Source organism: Sphingobium tyrosinilyticum, from assembly GCF_042654265.1.
Lineage (GTDB): Bacteria > Pseudomonadota > Alphaproteobacteria > Sphingomonadales > Sphingomonadaceae > Sphingobium > Sphingobium tyrosinilyticum.
The window spans coordinates 149,599-171,230 of the sequence record NZ_JBHSFZ010000006.1; the positions used below are offsets into that span (position 1 = coordinate 149,599).

22 protein-coding genes are annotated in these 21,632 nt (G+C 59.9%); 10 read left to right on the forward strand and 12 right to left on the reverse strand.

Annotated features, from left to right (window positions below):
• The first annotated feature begins 209 nt into the window (after positions 1 to 209).
• Complete coding sequence (leuA, locus tag ACFO3E_RS05115) at positions 210 to 1,874, forward strand: 2-isopropylmalate synthase (RefSeq protein WP_066523994.1); 1,665 nt, start codon at positions 210 to 212, stop codon at positions 1,872 to 1,874.
• 72 nt (positions 1,875 to 1,946) lie between these two features.
• The gene (trmFO, locus tag ACFO3E_RS05120; protein ID WP_066523996.1) at positions 1,947 to 3,290 is read left to right on the forward strand and encodes a methylenetetrahydrofolate--tRNA-(uracil(54)-C(5))-methyltransferase (FADH(2)-oxidizing) TrmFO; all 1,344 of its coding nucleotides are present in this window, start codon (positions 1,947 to 1,949) and stop codon (positions 3,288 to 3,290) included.
• Positions 3,291 to 3,294: 4 nt separating this feature from the next.
• On the opposite strand, the gene ACFO3E_RS05125 is transcribed toward trmFO, so the two are convergent.
• Together ACFO3E_RS05125 and ACFO3E_RS05130 are read right to left on the reverse strand one after the other, a co-directional pair.
• Positions 3,295 to 3,759, reverse strand: coding sequence for an EF-hand domain-containing protein (locus ACFO3E_RS05125; RefSeq protein ID WP_066523997.1), 465 nt, complete (start codon positions 3,757 to 3,759; stop codon positions 3,295 to 3,297).
• Positions 3,760 to 3,769: 10 nt separating this feature from the next.
• A complete protein-coding gene (locus tag ACFO3E_RS05130) occupies positions 3,770 to 4,414 on the reverse strand; it encodes a hypothetical protein (RefSeq protein ID WP_335675835.1) in 645 nt (214 codons plus the stop codon).
• Between the two features lie 135 nt (positions 4,415 to 4,549).
• On the opposite strand from ACFO3E_RS05130, the gene ACFO3E_RS05135 reads away from it, so the two are divergent.
• Genes ACFO3E_RS05135 through ACFO3E_RS05145 form a run of 3 tightly spaced genes read left to right on the forward strand, consistent with a single transcriptional unit; the run spans position 4,550 to position 7,876 of the window.
• Positions 4,550 to 6,565: a TadE/TadG family type IV pilus assembly protein gene (locus ACFO3E_RS05135; RefSeq protein ID WP_380802893.1), complete on the forward strand. Its 2,016-nt coding sequence runs from the start codon at positions 4,550 to 4,552 to the stop codon at positions 6,563 to 6,565.
• Between the two features lie 23 nt (positions 6,566 to 6,588).
• Entirely contained in the window at positions 6,589 to 7,182 is a 594-nt protein-coding gene (locus tag ACFO3E_RS05140; protein WP_380802894.1) for a TadE/TadG family type IV pilus assembly protein, read from the forward strand.
• 10 nt (positions 7,183 to 7,192) lie between these two features.
• Entirely contained in the window at positions 7,193 to 7,876 is a 684-nt protein-coding gene (locus ACFO3E_RS05145) for a TadE/TadG family type IV pilus assembly protein (protein WP_380802896.1), read from the forward strand.
• A 53-nt stretch (positions 7,877 to 7,929) separates the two neighbouring features.
• Here ACFO3E_RS05145 and ACFO3E_RS05150 read toward each other — a convergent pair whose 3' ends face one another.
• From ACFO3E_RS05150 to eno, 4 genes are all read right to left on the reverse strand, one after another.
• The gene (locus ACFO3E_RS05150) at positions 7,930 to 9,318 is read right to left on the reverse strand and encodes a pyruvate dehydrogenase complex E1 component subunit beta (RefSeq protein ID WP_066524003.1); all 1,389 of its coding nucleotides are present in this window, start codon (positions 9,316 to 9,318) and stop codon (positions 7,930 to 7,932) included.
• Positions 9,318 to 10,391, reverse strand: coding sequence for a pyruvate dehydrogenase (acetyl-transferring) E1 component subunit alpha (gene pdhA / locus ACFO3E_RS05155; protein ID WP_066528507.1), 1,074 nt, complete (start codon positions 10,389 to 10,391; stop codon positions 9,318 to 9,320). The genes ACFO3E_RS05150 and pdhA overlap by 1 nt, the downstream gene beginning before the upstream one ends.
• A gap of 111 nt (positions 10,392 to 10,502) precedes the next feature.
• Entirely contained in the window at positions 10,503 to 10,814 is a 312-nt protein-coding gene (locus tag ACFO3E_RS05160) for an FtsB family cell division protein (RefSeq protein ID WP_066524004.1), read from the reverse strand.
• 76 nt (positions 10,815 to 10,890) lie between these two features.
• On the reverse strand, positions 10,891 to 12,165 hold the full coding sequence (eno, locus tag ACFO3E_RS05165) for a phosphopyruvate hydratase (RefSeq protein ID WP_066524006.1): 1,275 nt from the start codon (positions 12,163 to 12,165) through the stop codon (positions 10,891 to 10,893).
• Positions 12,166 to 12,376: 211 nt separating this feature from the next.
• Here eno and ACFO3E_RS05170 point away from each other — a divergent pair, with 211 nt between their 5' ends.
• The 4 genes from ACFO3E_RS05170 to ACFO3E_RS05185 all read left to right on the forward strand — a co-directional run bounded on the left by ACFO3E_RS05170 (position 12,377) and on the right by ACFO3E_RS05185 (position 14,646).
• Positions 12,377 to 12,991, forward strand: a complete 615-nt coding sequence (locus ACFO3E_RS05170) for a hypothetical protein (protein WP_066524007.1) — start codon at positions 12,377 to 12,379, stop codon at positions 12,989 to 12,991.
• A 54-nt stretch (positions 12,992 to 13,045) separates the two neighbouring features.
• Positions 13,046 to 13,420: a phage holin family protein gene (locus ACFO3E_RS05175; protein WP_066524008.1), complete on the forward strand. Its 375-nt coding sequence runs from the start codon at positions 13,046 to 13,048 to the stop codon at positions 13,418 to 13,420.
• 312 nt (positions 13,421 to 13,732) lie between these two features.
• Positions 13,733 to 14,320 (forward strand): DUF883 family protein, encoded by a 588-nt coding sequence (locus ACFO3E_RS05180; RefSeq protein WP_066524012.1) that lies wholly within the window; start codon positions 13,733 to 13,735, stop codon positions 14,318 to 14,320.
• Between the two features lie 104 nt (positions 14,321 to 14,424).
• Entirely contained in the window at positions 14,425 to 14,646 is a 222-nt protein-coding gene (locus ACFO3E_RS05185) for a DUF4170 domain-containing protein (protein WP_066524013.1), read from the forward strand.
• A gap of 4 nt (positions 14,647 to 14,650) precedes the next feature.
• Here ACFO3E_RS05185 and ACFO3E_RS05190 read toward each other — a convergent pair whose 3' ends face one another.
• The 6 genes from ACFO3E_RS05190 to carA all read right to left on the reverse strand — a co-directional run bounded on the left by ACFO3E_RS05190 (position 14,651) and on the right by carA (position 20,994).
• On the reverse strand, positions 14,651 to 15,292 hold the full coding sequence (locus tag ACFO3E_RS05190; protein WP_066524015.1) for a rhomboid family intramembrane serine protease: 642 nt from the start codon (positions 15,290 to 15,292) through the stop codon (positions 14,651 to 14,653).
• A gap of 27 nt (positions 15,293 to 15,319) precedes the next feature.
• Positions 15,320 to 15,796, reverse strand: coding sequence for a transcription elongation factor GreA (gene greA, locus ACFO3E_RS05195; protein ID WP_066524017.1), 477 nt, complete (start codon positions 15,794 to 15,796; stop codon positions 15,320 to 15,322).
• An 83-nt stretch (positions 15,797 to 15,879) separates the two neighbouring features.
• Positions 15,880 to 19,215, reverse strand: a complete 3,336-nt coding sequence (gene carB / locus ACFO3E_RS05200) for a carbamoyl-phosphate synthase large subunit (RefSeq protein ID WP_380802903.1) — start codon at positions 19,213 to 19,215, stop codon at positions 15,880 to 15,882.
• On the reverse strand, positions 19,215 to 19,439 hold the full coding sequence (locus ACFO3E_RS05205; RefSeq protein ID WP_066524022.1) for a hypothetical protein: 225 nt from the start codon (positions 19,437 to 19,439) through the stop codon (positions 19,215 to 19,217). The genes carB and ACFO3E_RS05205 overlap by 1 nt, the downstream gene beginning before the upstream one ends.
• A 26-nt stretch (positions 19,440 to 19,465) precedes the next feature.
• A complete protein-coding gene (locus ACFO3E_RS05210) occupies positions 19,466 to 19,834 on the reverse strand; it encodes a ribonuclease E inhibitor RraB (protein WP_380802905.1) in 369 nt (122 codons plus the stop codon).
• Positions 19,831 to 20,994, reverse strand: a complete 1,164-nt coding sequence (gene carA, locus ACFO3E_RS05215; protein WP_066528508.1) for a glutamine-hydrolyzing carbamoyl-phosphate synthase small subunit — start codon at positions 20,992 to 20,994, stop codon at positions 19,831 to 19,833. Before carA ends, ACFO3E_RS05210 begins: the two co-directional genes overlap by 4 nt.
• Positions 20,995 to 21,148: 154 nt before the next feature.
• Here carA and ACFO3E_RS05220 point away from each other — a divergent pair, with 154 nt between their 5' ends.
• Entirely contained in the window at positions 21,149 to 21,601 is a 453-nt protein-coding gene (locus ACFO3E_RS05220) for a GatB/YqeY domain-containing protein (RefSeq protein ID WP_066524024.1), read from the forward strand.
• Positions 21,602 to 21,632: the final 31 nt, after the last annotated feature.

The following is a 21,632-nucleotide window of genomic DNA, read 5'->3' on the forward strand; positions in this document are numbered from 1 at the left end:
TTGCACTTCCCCGCCAATCCCGTTAAACCCCCACCCATCATGCAGCGCGCGCTTCTTCCCCTGCTACGACTTACACGCCCTTAGGCGTGGCTTTTGTGCTGCTCTTCGCTTGAATGACGCAGCAATCCGCCTAAGGGCAAAACCAAGCAGATAGTCGTTTCACCGGACCCGCGATGCGCGGCCCGTTTGCGTAAAGAAGTAGCTTTCCCATGATGCTGACCGACCCTTCGCAGAAATACCGCCCCTTCCCTCAGGTGGATCTGCCCAACCGCCAGTGGCCCAGCGCCGTCATCACCTCGCCGCCGCGCTGGCTCTCGACCGACATGCGCGATGGTAACCAGTCGCTGATCGATCCCATGAACGCGGAAAAGAAGCGCCGCTTCTTCGACCTGCTGATCAGGGTGGGCGTCAAGGAGATCGAGGTCGGCTTCCCCAGCGCGGGCGCGACCGAGTTCGACTTCATCTCCGGCCTGGTCCGCGACGGCGCGATCCCCGACGATGTCTTCCCGCAAGTGCTGACCCAGGCCCGCGAAGACCTGATCGCGACCACCTTCGAAAGCCTGCGGGGCGCCAAGCAGGCGATCGTCCATGTCTATAATGCCGTCTCTCCGGCGTGGCGGAACATCGTGTTCCAGATGGACCGACCGCAGATCAAGGAAATCGCGATCAACGCGGCAAAGCTGCTGCGCGACAATGCGGCCAAGCAGCCCAACACCGACTGGCATTTCGAATATTCGCCGGAAACCTTCTCCACGGCGGAGCTGGATTTCAGCCTGGAATGTTGTGAAGCGGTCATGGAAATCCTGCAGCCGACGCCAGAGCGCCCGCTGATCCTGAACCTGCCCGCGACGGTCGAAGCCGCGACGCCCAACATCTACGCGGACCAGATCGAATGGATGTGCCGCAACATTTCGAAACGCGACAGCGTCGTCATCTCGCTGCACACCCATAATGACCGCGGCACCGGCGTCGCGGCGGCCGAGCTGGGACTGATGGCGGGTGCGGATCGTGTCGAAGGCTGTCTGTTCGGCAATGGCGAGCGTACCGGCAATTGCGATCTCGTGACCGTCGCGCTCAACATGTACACGCAGGGTGTCAATCCGGGGCTCGACTTCTCCGACATCGACGAGGTCATTCAGACCGTCGAATATTGCAACCAGCTGCCCGTTCATCCGCGCCATCCCTATGCGGGCGAACTGGTCTTCACCGCCTTCTCCGGCTCGCACCAGGACGCGATCAAGAAGGGTTTTGCCGTTCAGGAAACGCGCAACGACCGGATTTGGGACGTGCCCTATCTGCCCATCGATCCCAAGGATCTGGGCCGCGACTATGAAGCGGTGATCCGCGTCAATTCGCAGTCCGGTAAGGGCGGCGTCGCCTGGGTGCTGCAGCAGGACAAGGGGCTGAAGCTGCCCAAGCGCATGCAGGCGGATTTCTCCCGCGTCGTCCAGGCGCTGGCCGACCAGACCAGCCGCGAGCTGAACGCCGCCGACATCTGGACCGCGTTCGAGGATCATTACCGCCTCTCGGGTGACCAGCCCTACAAGCTGATCGACTATAATGAGAGCGGCCATGCGGGCGACCGCATCTTCACCGGCAAGATCGCGCACAAGGGCGGCGAACGGAGCATTTCCGGACGCGGCAACGGCCTGCTCTCCTCGGTGCTGGCCGCCCTGCGCGAGGATCTCGGCGTCGATCTGGAGATTGCCGACTATAGCGAACATGCGATCGGCGCAGGCACGGACGTTGCCGCCGCCGCCTATGTCGAATGCCGCACGCCCGACGGCCGCACAATCTTCGGCATCGGCACCGACACCGACGTCGCCACCGCGTCGGTCCAGGCTGTGCTTTCGGCCGCCAATAGCATTTCATAACGAAACTGAAAATAGGAAATGGCGAGCAAAACGCGTTTTTCTCGCCATTTCATTCATTAAATCGGAAAAACAGTGCCAGATCATCAGGTTCACATAATCGGCGGCGGCCTCGCCGGTTCGGAAGCCGCCTGGCAATTGGCGCAGGCTGGCGTCAAAGTCCGCCTCTCCGAAATGCGCGGCTCCGGCGACATGACTCCGGCGCACCAGACTGACGGCCTCGCCGAACTCGTCTGCTCAAACAGCTTCCGCTCCGACGATCCCGACAAGAACGCCGTCGGCCTCCTCCACCAAGAAATGCGCCGCCTCGGCTCCCTCATCATGGCGCAGGCAGAACCGGCGAAGGTTCCTGCCGGTTCGGCCTTGGCAGTCGATCGGCATATCTTCTCCGAAGGCGTCACCCGCACCCTGTCGGAACATCCCAATGTCGAAATCGTCCGCGAACGCATCGACCAGTTGCCCACAGAAGGGCTCACCATCGTCGCCACCGGCCCCCTGACCGCGCCCGCCCTCGCCGCCAGCATCGGCCAAGCAGCAGGCATGGACCATCTCGCCTTTTTCGACGCCATCGCGCCCGTCATCCATTTCGACAGCATCGACATGGACAAATGCTGGATGGCGAACCGCTGGGACAAGATCGGTCCCGGCGGTGGCGAAGGCAAGGATTACATCAATTGCCCCATGAACAAGGAGCAGTATCAAGCCTTCGTCCAGGGACTGCTCGACGGCGAAAAGACTGAGTTCAAGGATTGGGAAAAAGACACTCCCTATTTCGAAGGCTGTATGCCAATCGAGGTGATGGCGTCCCGCGGCCCTGAAACTCTGCGTCACGGTCCGATGAAGCCGATGGGCCTCGACGACCCCCGCACGGGCCGCTGGCCCTATGCCGTTGTCCAGCTGCGCCAAGACAATGCCTCAGGCACGCTCTGGAACATGGTCGGCTTCCAGACCAAGCTCAAACACGGGGCCCAGGTCGAACTGTTCCGCACCATCCCCGGCCTCGAACAAGCCGAGTTCGCCAGGCTCGGCGGCCTGCACCGCAACACCTTCATTCAGAGCCCCAAGCTGCTCGACGCCACCCTCCGGCTCAAAAGCGCCCCCCACATCCGCTTCGCGGGCCAGGTGACCGGCTGCGAAGGCTATGTCGAAAGCGCGGCCATCGGCCTGCTGGCCGGGCGTTTCGCTGCCGCAGAAGTGGTGGGCAAGGAATTTGCGCCGCTCCCGGCCACAACCGCCCTAGGCGCGCTGCTGGGCCATGTTATCGGCAACGTAGATACCGCGGACTATCAGCCGATGAACGTCAATTTCGGCCTCTTCCCGCCGATCGACGATGTGAAGAAAAAACAACGCAAAGAAGCCCTGACTTCCCGCGCTCGCGCGGCACTTGGCCAATGGCTGGGCGAGCTTCAGCCCGCCTGAACCATTAGCACTTGCACTGGGGCTTAGCGGCCCGTTTCGGCGCAGTAGTGGCGAACTCTACCGGAGTCAGCTTGCCGTTTGCATCGCTATCCGCCTTGCCGAAACGATCGGATGTGGCGACCGCCCATTCTTCGAAGGACAGCAGATTGTCCTTATCCGTGTCGAGCGCCTTGAACGCCTTTACCCGGCTGCCCAGCATCTCAATACGCGTGATCACGCCGTCGCGATTGCGGTCATAACGGGCGAAGCGTTTCTGTTCACGGCTTTGCGGGCTCGCCTCGCCAGGGCTGGGCGGCGCTTTTCCAACGGCAGCGGCGTCACCCTCCGGCAGGGCATCAATTGCTGGAGGCGGAGGCTGAGCAATGACAGCTTCCGGTGCCGGACCGTTGGCTGCCCGCCCCTGCCACCAGAATAGACCCGCCGCGACAAAGAGCAGCGCAGCGCCCGCACCGGCTATAACTCGCCCCACCAAATCCCCCTCAACGGGCAGCCAGCGCTACGCGCAACAGCCGCAGATATAGCCCCAGCGTCAAATATTTAGGGGCAGCCCTGCCCCGTAGAATGTCCTGCCGCGCCAAGCCATAGGCAATCTGCATCGGGCGCCATGCCGCGGGCCATGAAGGCGATGCCGAAAGGAGTTTCTCTCTGCCGCGCTCGATTGCGTCGGCGGCGAGAACAGGGTCGCTCACATGGCCGGACAAGTCCCACAACGCCCAAGCAGCACCAGCCTGGATTAGCCAAGGCGGCGCTTCAGCCTCCCCCGCAAGCGAGTGAAACAACCCTCCACCCCGCCCATCCGCATAGGCGTTTAGATCGATGTCTCCAATCATCGCCTCCCAGCCATCTAACCACGCGGAAAGACCCACAGGCGGAACCGCTTGGATGCCGCGCAGGGCATCGATCAAGGGTTCGCCCCTTCCTTTAACCCCCGTCTCGTCGTTCAAGGCGTCCTGCCACCAAGCAAGGCGGATCTGACCGATCATCGACTCACTCGTCGTTGCGGCCAACCGCGCAAAGCGCGCGTCCAAGGCCCACAAGAGCTGATGGCGCGATATGGCCTCACCCGCATAGGCACAGAGCAACGCCACAATCGGGGCTAACTCTTCATCCACTATTTCAGTCACAGGGCATATATCACCAGATATAGATTAGCGTCATTTTAACTATGCCCCGAATAATGATCCTAACAACTGTCCATTAAGGAACAGCGGCTGCCCTGCCTAAATGGGGGGTCGGGACAAGCACGGGTGAAAGCAAAAATGAGCGACAGGATCAAGCAAACGCTGTTCATTTTAATGCGGCTTTTTCACAATCAGGCAGGCAACACGCTGGCGATTGTGGCGGCTGCCATCTTTCCTCTGGCGGCACTTATTGGCGGAGGCGTGGACATGAGCCGCCTTTACCTCACCAAAACGCGCCTGCAGCAGGCTTGCGACGCCGGAGCGCTCGCGGGGCGGCGCTCCATGACGGGTCTCACCTGGACGACCGGTGCCGGCAGTTCGGAGGACACCGCCAATCGCTTCTTCAACATCAATTTTCCTGCTAATAAATATGGCACCAGCCTGGCCACGGTCACCTACTCCGCAAGCGCGGCAGGCGCAGTAACGGGGAACGCTTCTGTCTTAGTGCCAATGACCTTGATGTCGCTGTTTCATATGCCCGACAAGACCGTCACGGCGCGCTGCACCGCTGATCTCCAGTTACCCAACACGGACGTAATGTTCGTTCTGGATACGACCCTGTCTATGAACGACATCAACCCAGGCGACAGTCAGAGCCGCATCGCTGTTCTGCGGGGCGCAGTTAGCAGCTTCTATACAGAGTTGGAGAACGTCCGTCCCGCCGGCTCGCACATCCGCTATGGGTTCGTGCCTTATTCCTCCACGGTCAATGTGGGCATGTTGCTCAAGCGAAGTTGGATCCAGGACAATGCGATTTACGATTCACGGGCTTATGAAAATAACGACAAAGAGTTGAAGGATGGCGGCACGCAAGGAACCACCATCTCTGGTACCGATCCGTGGCAGAAGGTCAGCGGATCGTCCGCAACCGGCACAAAATATCAAGGCTCCTCTGAACAATGTGCAGCTCCCGCCAACACGTTGTCTGATAGCAGCACTTATACAAGCTGGTCTCCTTCAAACACGGCAGTCCCTCGCAGCCGCGTACGGACGCGCACGCGTAATGGGACGACCTATTCAGCCGGCTTGACCAACGGCATTTGTTGGATAACGCCAACGATATACACCAATCTCGTCGAGACCCAAAATGAATGGGTCAAAGAAAACCCCAACGCCGGTCAGGAAAACGCCGACAGCTGGGTATATTATTGGCAGTATAAACCAATAAGCTACTCGATGGCTGCTCTGAAAGGTGCAGGCGACGAGAATGGAACCGTCAGCGGCGGCAGCTTCAATGCGCTGGTAAATAACATAAACACAACCACCGGCACGGCCACCAACCGTTCCATTGCATGGAACCAGACGAACGCCTGCATCGAGGAACGCGCTACCCGTCGTTCGGATGAGGGCAACACTGTTCCTCGTTATGACATGGACATCGATCTGATCCCGGACAAGACCAAGCCCGAAACGCAGTGGAAACCGTTCCTTCCGGGACTGGTCTATGGCCGGAACGCTACCGCTTTCACGGCGACGACGAACTGGGTTTATAGCGGATCGACTGCCACCCGAAGTTCCACCAACCTTCCGACGCCATCATCAAGCCCGACCGAATATGGCGCTTGTCCGACCTATGCGCGGAAAATGGGAGAGATCGATTTATCAACACTGTCCACCTATCTAACCGCGCTCAAGCCCGCCGGTTACACATATCATGACATCGGCATGTTGTGGGGTCTGCGCCTGATGTCGCGCGAGGGTCTGTTCGCAGCCGAGCATGCGGCGGCGGAAGCCAGAGGACGCTATGCGCGGAACCTGATCTTCATGACCGATGGGGGCACGGATACCCGCATCGGCGCCTACGACGCATGGGGCATGTCGGGCGTTGCCCGCCGCCGCACGCCGACGGGATCGATCCCCACAAATGCAACCCAGAACGCCATCACCGAAGCGCGTCTCGGGGAGCTTTGTACGATTGCCAAGAACCAGAAGAACATCACGGTGTGGGTGATCGCCTTCGGCACCACCCTTACCACCATGCTGTCAGACTGCGCCTCGCCGGGCCGCGCTTATCAGGCCAACAACGCCGCGCAATTGACGGCAACTTTCTCACAGATCGCTTCGCAAATCGCGCAGTTACGGATTACGCAATGAGGAAGCTATCCACTCTCATGCGCGTGAGGCAGAAGGGTCCGTTCCTCTCCCGCGACACGCGCGGGGCTACACTGGTCGAATTCGCCTTCGTCGCGCCCATTCTCGTGCTTATGCTGATGTTCCTCTTCGACACCGGCTACTATCTCTATGCCCGAGCAATATTGAGCGGAGAAGTTCAGGCAGCCGGGCGGGCATCGGCGTTGGAGACAGCCACCGACACAAACCGGGCACTGCTCGATGCCTCCGTCGAAACGGCGGTCAAGAGACTGGTCGGAGGCGGCACACTTAGCTTCGATCGCCTTTCCTTCAAATCCTATGGCCGCGCTCAATCGAGGGCAGAAGCCTTCATTGATTCAAACTCGGACAATATCTGCAATAACAACGAGAGCTTCGACGACGCCAACCGCAACGGCTTTCGCGACACAGATTCTGGGGTGGCAGGTCAGGGCGGTGCCAAGGACGTCACGATATATTCGGTGACCCTTCGATATGATCGCCTGTTCCCGATGGCCTCTCTTTTGGGATGGAGCCAGCAGGTCAGCATGAACTCGCGAACGATCCTTCGCAATCAGCCCTTCGACAAGCAGGCCGAAGCTCTGATCGGCCGGTGCACTTAAGGATTTATTGATGAACAAGTCCCCCTCTGCGCCAGTTCAGCCCGCGAGCAACCGAGCACCACTTTCGCTCCGACAGAAGTTGTTGCGCTGCCAAAGTGGTATAGCACTGACCGAATTTGCCATGGCCTTTCCCATTCTTATGATCCTAGCCACTTCGGGGCTGGAACTCACAAATTACGCGTTGACCGTGAAACGGGTGGGCGAACTCGCAGTGATGGTCTCGGATAATGCGTCCCGCATGGGTTCGCAGAGCGCGATCAACAACAAACCGGTTAGCGAGGCAGAGATCAACGACGTCTTCGTCGGTGCCGACCTGCAAGCATCCGGCCTGAACATCGAGCAAAAGGGCAAGATTGTTCTCTCCAGCCTACAGACAAACGCCGATGGCGGACAGACCATCAAATGGCAGCGCTGCTTCGGTGGGGACGCCTACCATTCTGCTTATGGATCGGAGGGGACGGGCGCCACGGGCACGAGCTTTACAGGCATGGGCCCAACGGGGCAGGAGATCAGGGCGGCTACGGGAACCGCGGTGATGGTGGTGGAAGTCCACTACACCTACAACCGCCTGATGCCGATCATATCGCTGCCCCTACGTGACATCACGGAATTCTCTGCCTACAACGTGCGGGACAGCCGGGATATCACTCAGGTCTATAACAGCGAAAATGTCACTCCATCCACCTGCACCTGATATAGCGCAGGGAAACCCGGCGAAGGCTCCGACCCTCGCCGGCTCTCGATTCATCAGTTGCGGTAGCACACCTTCTTTACCGCAGTGACCACCCGCGACGCGTCGATAAGCGCAGCCTTTTCCAGATTAGCGGCATAGGGCAGCGGCACGTCTTCGTTCGTGACCCGCAACACAGGCGCATCAAGGTCGTCAAAGCCTTGCTCCATGACCACTGCTGCGATTTCCGATGCGATAGAGCAGACGGGCCAGCCTTCCTCGACGACCACCAAGCGGTTGGTCTTCTTGAGGCTTTCCAACACGGTGGCGGTATCCAGCGGACGCAGCGTGCGCAGGTCGATGACCTCGGCATCGATGCCCTCCGCCGCCAATTGCTCCGCGGCTTCAAGGGCAACGCCCACGCCGATAGAGTAGCTGACCAGCGTTACATCCTTGCCCGCGCGCATGATCCGAGCCTTGCCGATGGGCAGGACATAATCGTCCACCTTCGGCACGTCGAAGCTGCGGCCATAGACCAGCTCATTTTCCAGAAATACGACCGGATCTTCCGACCGAATCGCCGCCTTGAGCAAGCCCTTCGCGTCAGCAGCATCATAGGGCGCGATGACAATGAGGCCGGGAACAGCCGCATACCAAGGGCCGTAATTCTGGCTGTGCTGGGCCGCTACACGGCTCGCCGCGCCATTGGGACCACGGAACACGATCGGACAGCGCATCTGGCCGCCGGACATATAGTTGGTCTTGGCCGCCGAGTTGATGATGTGATCGATCGCCTGCATGGCGAAGTTGAACGTCATGAACTCGATAACCGGGCGAAGACCACCCATCGCCGCGCCTGCGCCGATGCCGGCAAAGCCATACTCAGTGATCGGCGTGTCGATGACCCGTCTGTCGCCAAATTCGTCGAGAAGTCCCTGGGTCACCTTGTAAGCGCCCTGATATTCTGCGACCTCTTCACCCATGACGAAGACGCGCTCATCGCGGCGCATTTCCTCGGCCATAGCGTCGCGTAACGCTTCGCGCACCGTCGTCTTCACATATTCGGTGCCTTCGGGAAGGTCGGGGTCAGCAACGCTGGCCTTCGCTTCCGAAGCCAGCTTAGCCGTGCCACTCTCCGCCTTTGTCGGCGCTTCGGGCGCGGCTTCAGGCTGAGCAGGAGCTGCGGTTTTCTCGGTCTGGGGCGTAGCCTTCACGGTCGCACCGCCTTCGCCCGCCATGGTGGCGATGACGGTGCCGACTTTCACGCCTTCGGTCCCTTCGGGAATGACGATCGCGCCGATCTTGCCTTCATCGACCGCTTCAAATTCCATCGTCGCCTTATCCGTTTCGATCTCGGCGAGAATGTCACCCGAACGCACTTCGTCGCCTTCCTTCACTAGCCATTTGGCCAGCGTGCCTTCCTCCATCGTGGGGGAGAGCGCCGGCATCTTGATTTCGATACCCATCAATATTGCTCCACCAGCACGTCGGTATAGAGTTCGGACATTTCCGGTTCAGGCGACGTTTCGGCGAAGTCCGCCGCATCGCTTACGATCTTGCGGATGTCCTGATCGACCTTCTTGAGCTCGTCCTCGCTTACCCCCTCGTCGATCAGATATTTCTTCACGCCTTCGATAGGATCGGATTTGTCGCGCATGGCCTGTACCTCTTCACGCGAACGGTATTTCGCCGGGTCGGACATGGAGTGGCCGCGATAGCGGTAGGTCTTCATTTCAAGCAAGATGGGGCCGTTGCCGCCTTGCACCCATTTGAGTGCTTCCTCGGTTGCTCCCCGCACCGCGAGGACGTCCATGCCATTGACCTGAATGCCGGGAATGCGGAAGCTTTCGCCGCGGCGATAAAGCTGGTCCTCTGCGGAGGAACGGTTGACGCTGGTGCCCATGGCATATTGGTTATTTTCGATCACGAAGATGATCGGCAGCTTCCATAGCTCAGCCATGTTGAAGCTTTCATAGACCTGGCCCTGATTGGCCGCGCCGTCGCCGAAATAAGCGACGCAGACGCCACCGTCATTGTTATATTTGTGCGCGAACCCCAGACCGGCCCCGAGCGAAACCTGCGCGCCCACAATGCCATGGCCGCCGAAGAATTTATGTTCGACGCTGAACATGTGCATCGAACCGCCCTTGCCCTTCGAAATGCCAGCTTCGCGGCCAGTCAGTTCGGCCATGATGACATTGGGATCAATACCGTAGGCGAGCATGTGGCCATGGTCGCGATAGCCGGTTATCACGCTGTCCTTGCCAGGCGTCAGCGCAGATTGAATGCCAACCGCAACAGCTTCCTGGCCAATATAAAGGTGACAAAAGCCGCCGATCAGGCCGAGGCCGTAAAGCTGGCCCGCCTTTTCCTCAAAGCGGCGGATAAGGACCATCTGCCGGTAGAATTCCAGCAATTCTTCCTTCTTTGCCTTGTAGTCCGTAGGAGTTTCTGGGCGAGGCCGGTTGTGGTCCGCGCTGGCAGGGCTTTGCGCCTTTGCCTTTGCACGCGAAGGACGCGGCGTCGTAGGTTTCGCCAAGGCTCTTATCCTTTTGCCTGGGTATGGATTGGAAGGAAGCTCGATATAGCGGCAGAGCAGGCCGAAATGCAACGCTGCAGCCCGTGGAATAGCGGCATTGGATGCCGCGGCTTAGTTCAGCGGCACGATCACTTCATCATGATGTATCACGCCGAGCTGGCGGCGGATCAGTTCATCGCTGAGATCAGGATCCACGCGGCGCGGATTGAGTAAATCCACGCGATTGCGGAGATCATTCCGCTGCGCCTGAACCGACTTCAGCTCGCCTTGAGCGCGATGAAGCTGGCGCGTGTAATCGCCCCACGCAAGAACCCCGTTAGAGCCGAGCACGACATAACCGGCGAAGAAAAGAAGAAGAAGCACCGCGATCGCTGGCCCGAAAGCCGAAAACAACAACATGCGAAGCTTAGCGATGTGCGCCATGGAACAGTTGAATCACAGGCCGGAGCCGGCCGCAAGCAAAATCTCGTTAACTTGCGGCCGAGTGCTGAAATAGGGATTAGCGGAAGATAGACCGTCCCGCATAAACGGCCACATCACCCAATTCTTCTTCGATGCGGATCAACTGGTTATACTTGGCGAGCCGATCGGAACGGGCCAGGGATCCCGTCTTGATCTGCCCGCAATTGGTGGCGACGGCGAGGTCGGCGATGGTAGCATCCTCGGTTTCGCCCGAGCGGTGGGACATAACCGCAGTGTAACGCGCACGATGGGCCATATCGACTGCAGCGAGTGTTTCCGTCAGCGAACCGATCTGGTTCACCTTCACCAAAAGGGAGTTAGCCAGACCCTTGCCGATCCCCATCTCCAGGCGCTTCGGATTGGTGACAAAGAGGTCATCACCCACCAACTGGACCTTACCGCCAATCTTGTCTGTCAGCGCCTTCCAGCCCTCGAAGTCATCCTCGCTCATCCCGTCTTCGATCGACTTGATTGGATAGTCGGCGCAAAGCGCGGCCAGATAGTCCGCCATCTCGACGGGACTCAGGGACAGGCCCTCTCCCGAAATCTCGTACTTGCCGTTCTTGAAGAATTCGGTGGCTGCACAATCCAGTGCCAGCATCACATCATCGCCGGGCTTATAGCCCGCCTTTTCGATCGACAGCATGATGAAGTCCAGCGCATCCCGGGTCGAAGCAATATTGGGGGCAAAACCACCCTCATCGCCGACCGAGGTGGCCAACCCCTTGTCATGCAGGCCCTTCTTAAGCGTGTGGAAGATTTCCGCGCCCACGCGCACAGCGTCCGCGAGACTGTCAGCCCCGACCGGCATAATCATGAATTCCTGGAAATCGATCGGGTTATCGGCGTGTTCGCCTCCGTTGATGATGTTCATCATCGGAACCGGCAATACGTGAGCGGACACACCGCCGACATAGCGATACAGAGGCAAGCCCCGTGCATCCGCAGCCGCCTTGGCCGTGGCGAGGCTGACGCCCAGAATCGCGTTGGCGCCGAGGCGGCTCTTATTCTCCGTGCCATCGAGCGCGATCATCGCAGCATCGACTTCGGCCTGATCCTCGGCATCGAGGCCGATCAGTTGCTCGGCGATTTCGTCATTGACCGCGGCGACAGCGGCGAGAACGCCTTTGCCGAGATATTTGCTCTTGTCCCCATCGCGCTTCTCAACCGCCTCATACGCGCCGGTCGATGCGCCCGAGGGCACGGCGGCGCGGCCGAAGCTGCCATCTTCCAGCATGACATCGACTTCGACAGTGGGATTGCCGCGGCTATCGAGAATCTGACGGGCATGGATATCAAGAATGGCGGTCATGGTCGCTCCCTGGAATGCTGCAATGCGCCTCAAGTCGGGGCCCGCTTAGCCAGCACCTTTCCGATTGGCAATGCAGGGGCTTGCATGGACTCGAAAAATGCCGATGCTCAAATTAGTAACGGCAACGGAACTGTGGCCCGTCGCGAGCATTGAGGACGGATATCCATTCGCCCGCATCGCGACCCCACAATATCTGAGGAGACATAGGACGATGGCCGACACCCCGGAAACCCCGCCCACCAAGCGCACGAAAAAGGCCAGCCCGGCCAAGCCGGTCAAAGGCAAGCCCGTTGCGGCCACCGAGGCGACAGCCACGCCAGCAGCACCAGTCAAGACGGCTGCAACGCGGAGCGCCCCGACAGCAAAGCCCGGTAATGGCGCGGCTTCGCATGGCTGGGCGGCGCAGATAGCTCCTCTCAAGGCGCAAGCGGAAAAGGCAGCAAAGAGTGCAGCAGACAAGCTGAACACCGTGGATTGGAAGACGCATATCGACCCGCTGAAAGACCAGGCGACAAAAACCGCTAAATCTGCCGCTGTTGTAGCGAAGGACAAGACTGGCACGGCTATGCAGAGCCTGGCCAAGCTTATCACGGATACGGCTGGCACGGTCGATGCCAAGCTCGGCCCGCAATATGGTGATTATGCGCGTCAGGCCGCTGAGGCAGTCGCAGGCGCGGCCGACACCTTGGACAGCAAGGATGTCGATCAACTGATGAGTGAAGCGCGCGATTTTGTCCGTAAAAGTCCGGCCGTTGCGATCGGCGCTGCGGCGGTGGTCGGCTTCGTGCTGATGCGGCTCGCCAAGGGTTCCGACGATAAAGCCTGACGCCGTCACTTTTGACAATTTACAATAGGCCCCTCTGATGGGGCGGAGGGGTTTTTGACGGAAGAGCCAAGCCTGGTAGCGGCGCAGCCGGAAACTGAACGGCAGCAGGACAGTGTGCGTTCGGCGTTCAGCAAACTTTATACGGACGGCCGCGCCTATGCCGACGCGGAGATAGAGCGGCAAAAGCTGCGCGCGGGGATCGCCGGGGCGGGCGTTCGAGATGCCGCGATCTTCGCTACGGCGGGGCTCATGCTGGCCTTCGCAGGTCTGATCGCCTTCCTCGTGGGAATGGTGCTGATGCTCAGTCGGCATCTTGGGGCGGGCTGGTCAGCCTTGGTGATATTTGGCTCTTCGCTGATCGTTGCGATCATATTGCTGCTGATGGCCAAAGCGCGGATCTCAAGGATGCGGAAAGCCATTAAATCATGAACGCGCTAGAACGATATCGGCAGGCTCAGGCTCGGGCGGAGCAGAAAAAAGCTCAATTTTTGTCGAGCGCCTCGGCTGCAAAGGCCCGCATCAGACCTGCTCGCCTAAAGCAGGACATCAAGCAACGGGCCTTGGACAGCTTTTCGAACGGCCGCGATTATGTGTCGGCGAAGGTTCAGGAGCGCCCAGTGGCAGCCGGAGCCGCTGCTGCTGCGCTAATGATCTATCTGTTCCGCCGTCCGCTTTCGGCACTTTTCAGGCGGACATACGTTCGGATTACCAATCGTCACCCGGAGAGAGCGGAGACCGACAATGGCTGATATTCATGCTCAGATTACACGCGTGCGCGATGCCGCGAATGACATTGCCGAAACGGCGTCCGGCAAGTTCCGCGACACAACTGGCAAAGCGCGCGACAGCGCTGCGGACCTGATCCAGACAAGTCGCGACCGCGCGGGCGATGCTTACAGCGATGTGCGTGACCGGACGCAGCGCGTGGCCGCGCGCGCAAATGAAATTGTCCAGGAGCACCCCATTGCTGCCGTTGCTGGGGCAGTTGCGGCTGGAGCCGTAGTGGCGTGGTTGTTTCCTAAGAGCCGCGCGGCGATGAAGGCGCTGCCGGGCTTGGCGGCGACGGCAGGCAGCCGCGTCGTTGAAGCGGCGCTTGCGGCACGGGCCGCCGCTGCAGAGGGCGCGGAAACCATCCGGTCGAATGCGAGCGATGCGCTGCATCATGTCCAGGAAAGCGCCAGTAAGACGGCATCTTCGGCCCGTGAGACCGCAGCATCGGCAGACATAACGGGTACAGCGTCGCGAGTTGCGGATGACCTTGTCTCTCTGGTTGCGAGCAAAATTGATTCGGTCAGCGAAGCCTTGAAAGCGCGATTGCCGAAACGGTAATTGCTCCGGCCTAAAAAGCAGCCCGCTACGACTGCTGGAAGCCTTGGACGGGAGTGCGCGCACTGCTAGAGTGGCCACTCCTTCCATGGGAGACTGATGAAATTATGAGTAAACTCCACCTGGTCATGGGGGGACGGGTCAAAGACCCCCAAACTCTGGAATTCGAAGACCTGACCTCGATCGACCTCGTCGGCGTTTTTCCCGATTATGCATCGGCTGAAAATGCATGGCGCGGCGCTGCCCAGCGCACCGTCGATGACGCTGAAATGCGCTATGTCATCGTTCATCTGCATCGCCTGCTGGAGCCCGAGTTGCCACAGGGGTAAGCGATCAAACTAGAGGCTTCGGCCCCTTGCGGAAGCGCCAGCGAAGCAAGGGACGGGTCAGTACAAGCCCGACGAGAAAACCGCCAATATGCGCGGCGATGGCAATCTGGCCGAGATCACCAAGCCCACCGCGCGCCGATGCGAGTCCGATCATCAACTGCAAGATGATCCATCCTGCCGCCAGCCAAAGCACCCGCAGCAAATTGGCGGAAAAGGGGCCAATCCGCCGGACCGTGCGCTGACCATAAAGAAGCGCATAGGTCGCCAGGATCGCGGAAATCGCTCCGCTGGCGCCCACCATGGGATTGGGAGATGACGGTCCTGTAGCCCATTGCAGCAGTGCCGCGCCATAGGCGCCAGCGATGTAGAGGAGCAGAACCGCGCCTTTCTGCAGCACCTGTTCAACTTGACGCCCACAAAAGACCAGCATCAGAAGGTTAAAGCCGATGTGCAGCCAGCCAGCATGAACGAGCGTGCAGCTAAGCGGCGTCAGCCATAGGGGAACAGCCAAAACCCCCTTAAATAACTGGGGATCATCGATCCGGACGGGTATGAAGCCGCCCAAGATCGCCGCATTGTCCACCTGCCCCGTCAACGACAACAACATAAAGGCGACGAAGGTAATCGCCGCGATTATGTCCGTCATCCGTCCAGTGGGTAGTCTCACCGGCGTTTAGATGAATTCGATTTTGTCGATCAGGTAGAATTTGTCCCCGGAGGGAACCGACACTTCAACCTCTTCACCGACCTGGCGGCTGATCAGCGCGCGGCCCAGCGGGCTGTTATAGCTGATCATGCCGAGCTTTGCGTCAGCCTCAGCTTGGCCGACTATTTGATATTTGACGGGCTTTTCGTCCTCATCGAGGAGGGTGACGGTGGCACCAAACACCACCTTGTCGCCTGAGAGCGCCTTAGGATCGATGATCTGGGCGCGCGACAGCTTGTCCTCAAGATCTGCGATCGTTGCTTCGACCTGGCCCTGCCGTTCCTTTGCCGCATGATATTCGGCATTTTCCGACAGATCGCCATGGGCACGCGCTTCTTCGATGGCGTCCACGATCAAAGGCCGTTCCGCCTTCAGTTCGCGGAGCTGCTCATTGAGCTTGTCATAGCCCATCTGCAGCATCGGCATCTTTTCCACGGTGGCCATTTTATCGCAGATCCTTTGTCAAAACTTCCCTTTGGCGGCCTCGCTTATGAGGCCGCCCGCAGCATGGTTCCTGATGCAGGGGGTCAGGCTTGCGGCCTTGGATAATAGGACTGCAACGACCGTACTTCAAGGGCGTGGCCGCGCAGCGCCTCAATCGCATCCGCTGCCGCCACGCTGGCCGCGGCGGTAGTGAAGCTCGCCACCTTAGCCCGCAGGGCGCTGGTGCGGATGGCCTTACTGTCCTTTAGCGACTGCCAGCCTTCCGTCGTGTTGACGATCAGATCGATGTCGCCATCGGTGATCTTGTCCACGATATGCGGACGGCCTTCGGCCACCTTGTTCACCAATTGCACCGAGACGCCCTGCTCTTCCAGATAGCGGGCGGTGCCGCCGGTCGCGATGATGGTGAAGCCCAGAGCCGCCATCTTTTGCACGGCGGGCAGCACCACCGGCTTGTCACTATCCTTGACCGACACGAACACCGTGCCACTTTTGGGCAGAATGGTGCCGGCGCCAAGTTGTGCCTTGGCGAAGGCGGTCGCGAAGTCACTGTCGATGCCCATGACTTCGCCGGTGCTCTTCATTTCCGGCGATAATACGGGATCGACGCCGGGGAAGCGGGCGAAGGGGAAGACCGCTTCCTTGACCGCGATGTGTGAAATCGCATTACGATCGATCTTCGGCAGATCCTTCAGCTTCTCGCCCGCCATGACGCGGCTGGCGATCTTGGCGATAGGCGTGCCGATCGCTTTGGCGACGAAGGGCACTGTGCGGCTAGCGCGCGGGTTCACCTCGATCAGGTAAACCACGCCGTCCTTGACCGCGAATTGAATATTCATGAGACCCCGCACCGACAGCGCACGGGCTAGAACATCGGCTTGACGCTCGATTTCGGCGATGACCTCATCGGAAAGGCTGTAGGGTGGCAGGGAGCAGGCGCTATCACCGGAGTGCACGCCAGCCTCTTCGATATGTTGGAGGACCCCTGCAACCACGACATCATCACCATCGCAGAGCGCGTCCACGTCCACTTCGACCGCGTCGCGCAGATACTGATCGATCAGCACAGGCGAGTCACCCGACACCTGCACGGCGGTGGCGATATATTCTTCCAACTGCGCCTGGCCATCGACAATCTCCATGGCGCGGCCGCCAAGGACATAGGATGGGCGCATCAGCACCGGATAGCCGATGCGGTTGGCGACCGCGATCGCCTCTTCCCGACTGCGGGCAATGCCGTTGGCTGGCTGCTTAAGTCTGAGCTTGTCGATCAGCGCGGCGAACCGTTCACGGTCTTCGGCCAGATCGATGGCGTCGGGCGACGTGCCCAGGATCGGGATGCCCGCATCCTCCAGCGCCTGTGCGAGCTTGAGCGGCGTCTGGCCGCCGAACTGGACGATGACGCCCGCCAGCGTGCCGTTCGACATTTCGACGCTAAGGATCTCGAGGACGTCCTCGGCGGTTAGCGGTTCGAAATAGAGACGGTCGGACGTGTCATAATCGGTGGACACGGTTTCCGGGTTGCAATTGATCATGATCGTCTCGAAGCCAGCTTCGCTGAGCGCGAAGCAGGCGTGGACGCAGCAATAGTCGAACTCGATGCCCTGGCCAATCCTGTTGGGGCCGCCACCGAGGATGACGACTTTCTTCCGGTCACTGGGCTGCGCCTCGTTCTCCGGCTCACCGAAGATCGGAGCCTCATAGGTCGAATACATATAAGGCGTCTTCGCCTCGAACTCGGCCGCGCAGGTGTCGATGCGTTTGAAGACGGGGCGGATGCCCAGCCTATGACGGAGCGCGCGAACCTCATCCTCGGTGACGCCGCCGGTCATCGCCTTGACCGCTTCGTGGATCAAACCGGAACCACGCGCGATGCCGCGCTCCATGCCGCGCAGATTAGCGGACTTGAGCGCGAGGTAAGCGAGGCGCTTGTCGGCAAAACCCATAGCCTTCAGGCGGCGCATGCCCTCCGCGTCCTGCGGCAGACCGTTGCTGAGGATTTCCGCCTCGGCGTCAATGATCTCCTTGATGCGCTCCAGAAACCATGGATCATACTTCGCCACGGCATGGACTTCTGCAACCGTCAGTCCTTCCCGCAGAGCTTGGGCAGCGACCAGCAAGCGATCCGGAGTTGGTTGAGCGAGCGCTGCGATGATGTCGTCTTTCGGCGCGCCGACCAGATGTTCGACCTCATTGAAACCGCACAGCCCCGTTTCAAGGCCGCGAAGGGCCTTCTGCATGGATTCATGAATGTTGCGGCCGATCGCCATCACTTCGCCCACCGACTTCATCGCGGTGCCGAGCAGCGGTTCAGAGCCCTTGAACTTCTCGAAGGCGAAGCGCGGGATTTTGGTTACGACATAGTCGATGGTCGGTTCGAAGCTGGCGGGCGTCGCGCCGGTGATGTCGTTCTCAATCTCGTCCAGCGTGTAGCCTACGGCGAGTTTCGCCGCGACCTTGGCGATGGGGAAGCCGGTCGCCTTCGACGCCAGCGCCGAGGAGCGAGATACGCGCGGGTTCATCTCGATGACGACCAAGCGGCCGTCTTTCGGGTTGACGGCGAACTGGACGTTGGAGCCGCCGGTCTCAACGCCGATCTCACGCAGCACCGCGATGCTCGCGTTGCGCATGATCTGATATTCCTTGTCGGTCAGCGTCAGCGCCGGCGCGACGGTGATGGAGTCGCCGGTATGGACGCCCATCGGATCGACATTTTCAATCGAGCAAATGATGATGGCATTGTCATTCCGATCCCGGACGACCTCCATCTCATATTCCTTCCAGCCGAGGAGCGATTCCTCGATCAGGACTTCGGTGGTCGGCGAGGCGTCGAGCCCTTCGGCTACGATCCGCTTGAACTCTTCCTTGTTGTAGGCGACGCCGCCGCCGGTGCCACCGAGCGTGAAGCTGGGGCGAATGATCGAGGGAAGGCCGGTGAACTCCAGCCCCTCCAGCGCCTCTTCCATCGTATGGGCGATGCGCGAGCGGGCCGATTCCAGCCCAATCTTGTCCATCGCGTCGCGGAACTTCAGGCGGTCCTCGGCCTTGTCGATGGCTTCGGCATCCGCGCCGATCATTTTGACGCCATATTTCTCCAGCGTGCCGTCATTGAACAGCGCCAGCGCCGTGTTGAGAGCCGTCTGGCCACCCATGGTCGGCAGCACCGCGTCGGGGCGCTCCTTCTCGATGATCTTCGCCACGATTTCGGGCGTGATCGGCTCGACATAGGTCGCGTCGGCAAATTCCGGGTCGGTCATGATGGTGGCTGGGTTGGAATTCACCAGAATGATGCGATAGCCCTCTTCCCTGAGCGCCTTCACCGCCTGCGTGCCCGAATAGTCGAACTCGCAAGCCTGGCCGATGATGATCGGGCCAGCGCCGATGATGAGGATGGAGGAGATGTCGGTGCGTTTGGGCATTAGAAGTGACTTTTCCCGAGCTGGACCAGCTTTTCAAAAGCGGCTTTATCTAAGCGGATTGTTTGCGACAGCTTGCCAGGAATTTCTCGGCCTGGCCGCCCGTAAGTATCAATTTGGATGAGCTTCTCTCGACCGCAATCGACCAACCGAACGATCGTTTCGACCTCTTCATGAGGCCGAGCATTTTCTAGATGCTCAACAGTAAAGTCGCGCACTGTAGCCATCGCTCAGTTCCCCCACCGTTGCTTCATCAATGCACAGCCCCCGTCCGGGCCTCGCAACCCCAGCCGTCATATTCGACGCCGCACAGGATTTCGATCTGGAGGCACTTCTTCGTCAGCGCGCGGATGGACGCTTTGTCGACCGCCTGCTCGGTTTCGAGGAACAGGTAGAGATCGCCATCCTCATCCTCTTCGCGGTCGAGTTCGACAAAGCCGAACTGACTGGCGATGGTCAGCACGCGTTCGAAATCCTTCTCGCTTCCCCGGAAGCTGACATCGACCAGGCGCGGGATGCGCGGCTTGTCGCCATTCTCGGTGAGATTGGCGAGAACGGCCTTGTCCGCCTCCCACTCCGCTTCGAGCCGGGCGGGATCAACCTGAGGCAGATTGAGGCTCACTTCAGCCCTTCGACGAAGCGCTGGAACAGGTAGAAGCTGTCCTGAGGGCCGGGCGATGCTTCCGGGTGATACTGAACAGAAAATGCTTTCTTATCAGTTAGTTCTATGCCGCAGTTGCTGCCATCAAAGAGCGACACATGGGTCGGCTTGACATTTTCAGGCAACGTGTCGCTATCGACCGCGAAGCCGTGGTTCATCGAGGTGATCTCGACAAGGCCGTCTGAGAGCCGCTTGACGGGGTGATTGGCGCCGCGATGGCCCTGGTGCATCTTCACGGTCTTGGCGCCGGCAGCGAGCGCCAGCATCTGGTGGCCGAGGCAGATGCCGAAGACCGGCAGGTCGGCCTCCAAAACCTGCCTGATGACGGGCACGGCATATTCGCCGGTCGCGGCCGGGTCGCCGGGGCCGTTGGACAGGAAGACGCCGTCGGGCTTCTGCTCCCTCACCTGCTCATAGGTAGCGGTGGCGGGCAGCACGGTGACTCGGGCGCCAGCCTTCACCAGGTTACGAAAGATGTTGTTCTTCGCGCCATAATCGATCGCGACGACATGAGGGCGTTCATCGCCCGCTTCGCCCAGGCCATAGCCATGACCGAGCTTCCAGACGCCGTCCTTCCACAGGCGGCTTTCCTTGCCGGTGACTTCAATGGCGAGGTCCATGCCCTCAAGACCGGGCCAACTGTCGGCCTTGTCAGCCAGCGTAGCGAGGTCGAAATTGCCGTCCGGGTCATGGGCGATCACAACATTGGGCGCGCCCTTGAGGCGGATCATGCGCGTCAGTGCGCGGGTATCGACGCCCGAGAGGCCGATGCGGCCATGTTCCTTCATCCACTGGTCGAACGGCTCGACATTGCGGAAGTTGCTGGGCGCGGTGACGTCCTCGCGGACTATGCAGCCCAGCGCATGCGGGGCATCCGCCTCCACATCGTCGACATTGGTGCCGACATTACCGATATGGGGGAAGGTGAAATTGATGATCTGACCCGCGTAGGAGGGATCGGTCATAATCTCCTGATAGCCAGTGATCGAGGTGTTGAAGCAAAGCTCGCCCACCGCATCGCCGACCGAGCCGAAGCCGCGTCCAAACACCGCGCTGCCGTCAGCAAAAACCAATACCCCTGTCGCTCCTTTGGGCACGGTGAGGGTCTTGGCATCAGCCATGGTCGTAGCGTCCTTCATGTTTTTGCGGGAACCCGTCTGCAGCGGGTTAAACGGCCGGTCACCTATGCCTTGAGCCCCGCGCGGTCAACCGCTGTTAAAAATCTCTTTTCGCATTATATCTGGCTTTTTCCCGTAGCACAGGATTCGTGTCGCCATGATTCGCGAGAAGGTAAAGAGCGCCCAGGTCGAAGCCATGAAGGGCGGGGACAAGGAACGCCTGGCCGCGGTGCGGCTGATCCTCGCCAAGCTGAAGGACCGGGACATCGAGTTGCGGACCACCAGCAGCGTGCCTGATGACGACACGATCGTGGTCGAGGTGCTGCAGAAGATGGCCAAGCAGCGGCGCGAATCGATCGACATGTTCAAGAGTGGCGGACGCGACGAGTTGGCCGCGAAGGAACAGGCGGAATTGGTGGTTATCGAGAGCTTCCTGCCGCAGCAGCTGAGCGAGGATGAGACCAAGGCGGCCATTGACGCCATCAAGGCTGAGGTTGGGGCGAGCAGCGTCAAGGATATGGGGAAGGTCATGGCCGTGCTGAAGGAACGGCATGGGGCTGTGATTGACATGAGCAAGGCTAGCGGGCTGGTGAAAGCGGCGCTGTCCTAAAGCTGCGATACGGTTCCCCTGCCGCCTTGCG

Coding starts and splice junctions, on each gene's coding strand:
- leuA (WP_066523994.1), top strand. CDS start 210: ATGATGCTGACCGACCCTTCGCAGAAATACCGCCCCTTCCCTCAGGTG.
- ACFO3E_RS05135 (WP_380802893.1), top strand. CDS start 4,550: ATGAGCGACAGGATCAAGCAAACGCTGTTCATTTTAATGCGGCTTTTT.
- ACFO3E_RS05145 (WP_380802896.1), top strand. CDS start 7,193: ATGAACAAGTCCCCCTCTGCGCCAGTTCAGCCCGCGAGCAACCGAGCA.
- ACFO3E_RS05150 (WP_066524003.1), bottom strand. CDS start 9,318: ATGGGTATCGAAATCAAGATGCCGGCGCTCTCCCCCACGATGGAGGAA.
- ACFO3E_RS05160 (WP_066524004.1), bottom strand. CDS start 10,814: ATGGCGCACATCGCTAAGCTTCGCATGTTGTTGTTTTCGGCTTTCGGG.
- eno (WP_066524006.1), bottom strand. CDS start 12,165: ATGACCGCCATTCTTGATATCCATGCCCGTCAGATTCTCGATAGCCGC.
- ACFO3E_RS05170 (WP_066524007.1), top strand. CDS start 12,377: ATGGCCGACACCCCGGAAACCCCGCCCACCAAGCGCACGAAAAAGGCC.
- ACFO3E_RS05180 (WP_066524012.1), top strand. CDS start 13,733: ATGGCTGATATTCATGCTCAGATTACACGCGTGCGCGATGCCGCGAAT.
- ACFO3E_RS05185 (WP_066524013.1), top strand. CDS start 14,425: ATGAGTAAACTCCACCTGGTCATGGGGGGACGGGTCAAAGACCCCCAA.
- ACFO3E_RS05190 (WP_066524015.1), bottom strand. CDS start 15,292: ATGACGGACATAATCGCGGCGATTACCTTCGTCGCCTTTATGTTGTTG.
- greA (WP_066524017.1), bottom strand. CDS start 15,796: ATGGCCACCGTGGAAAAGATGCCGATGCTGCAGATGGGCTATGACAAG.
- carB (WP_380802903.1), bottom strand. CDS start 19,215: ATGCCCAAACGCACCGACATCTCCTCCATCCTCATCATCGGCGCTGGC.
- ACFO3E_RS05205 (WP_066524022.1), bottom strand. CDS start 19,439: ATGGCTACAGTGCGCGACTTTACTGTTGAGCATCTAGAAAATGCTCGG.
- carA (WP_066528508.1), bottom strand. CDS start 20,994: ATGGCTGATGCCAAGACCCTCACCGTGCCCAAAGGAGCGACAGGGGTA.
- ACFO3E_RS05220 (WP_066524024.1), top strand. CDS start 21,149: ATGATTCGCGAGAAGGTAAAGAGCGCCCAGGTCGAAGCCATGAAGGGC.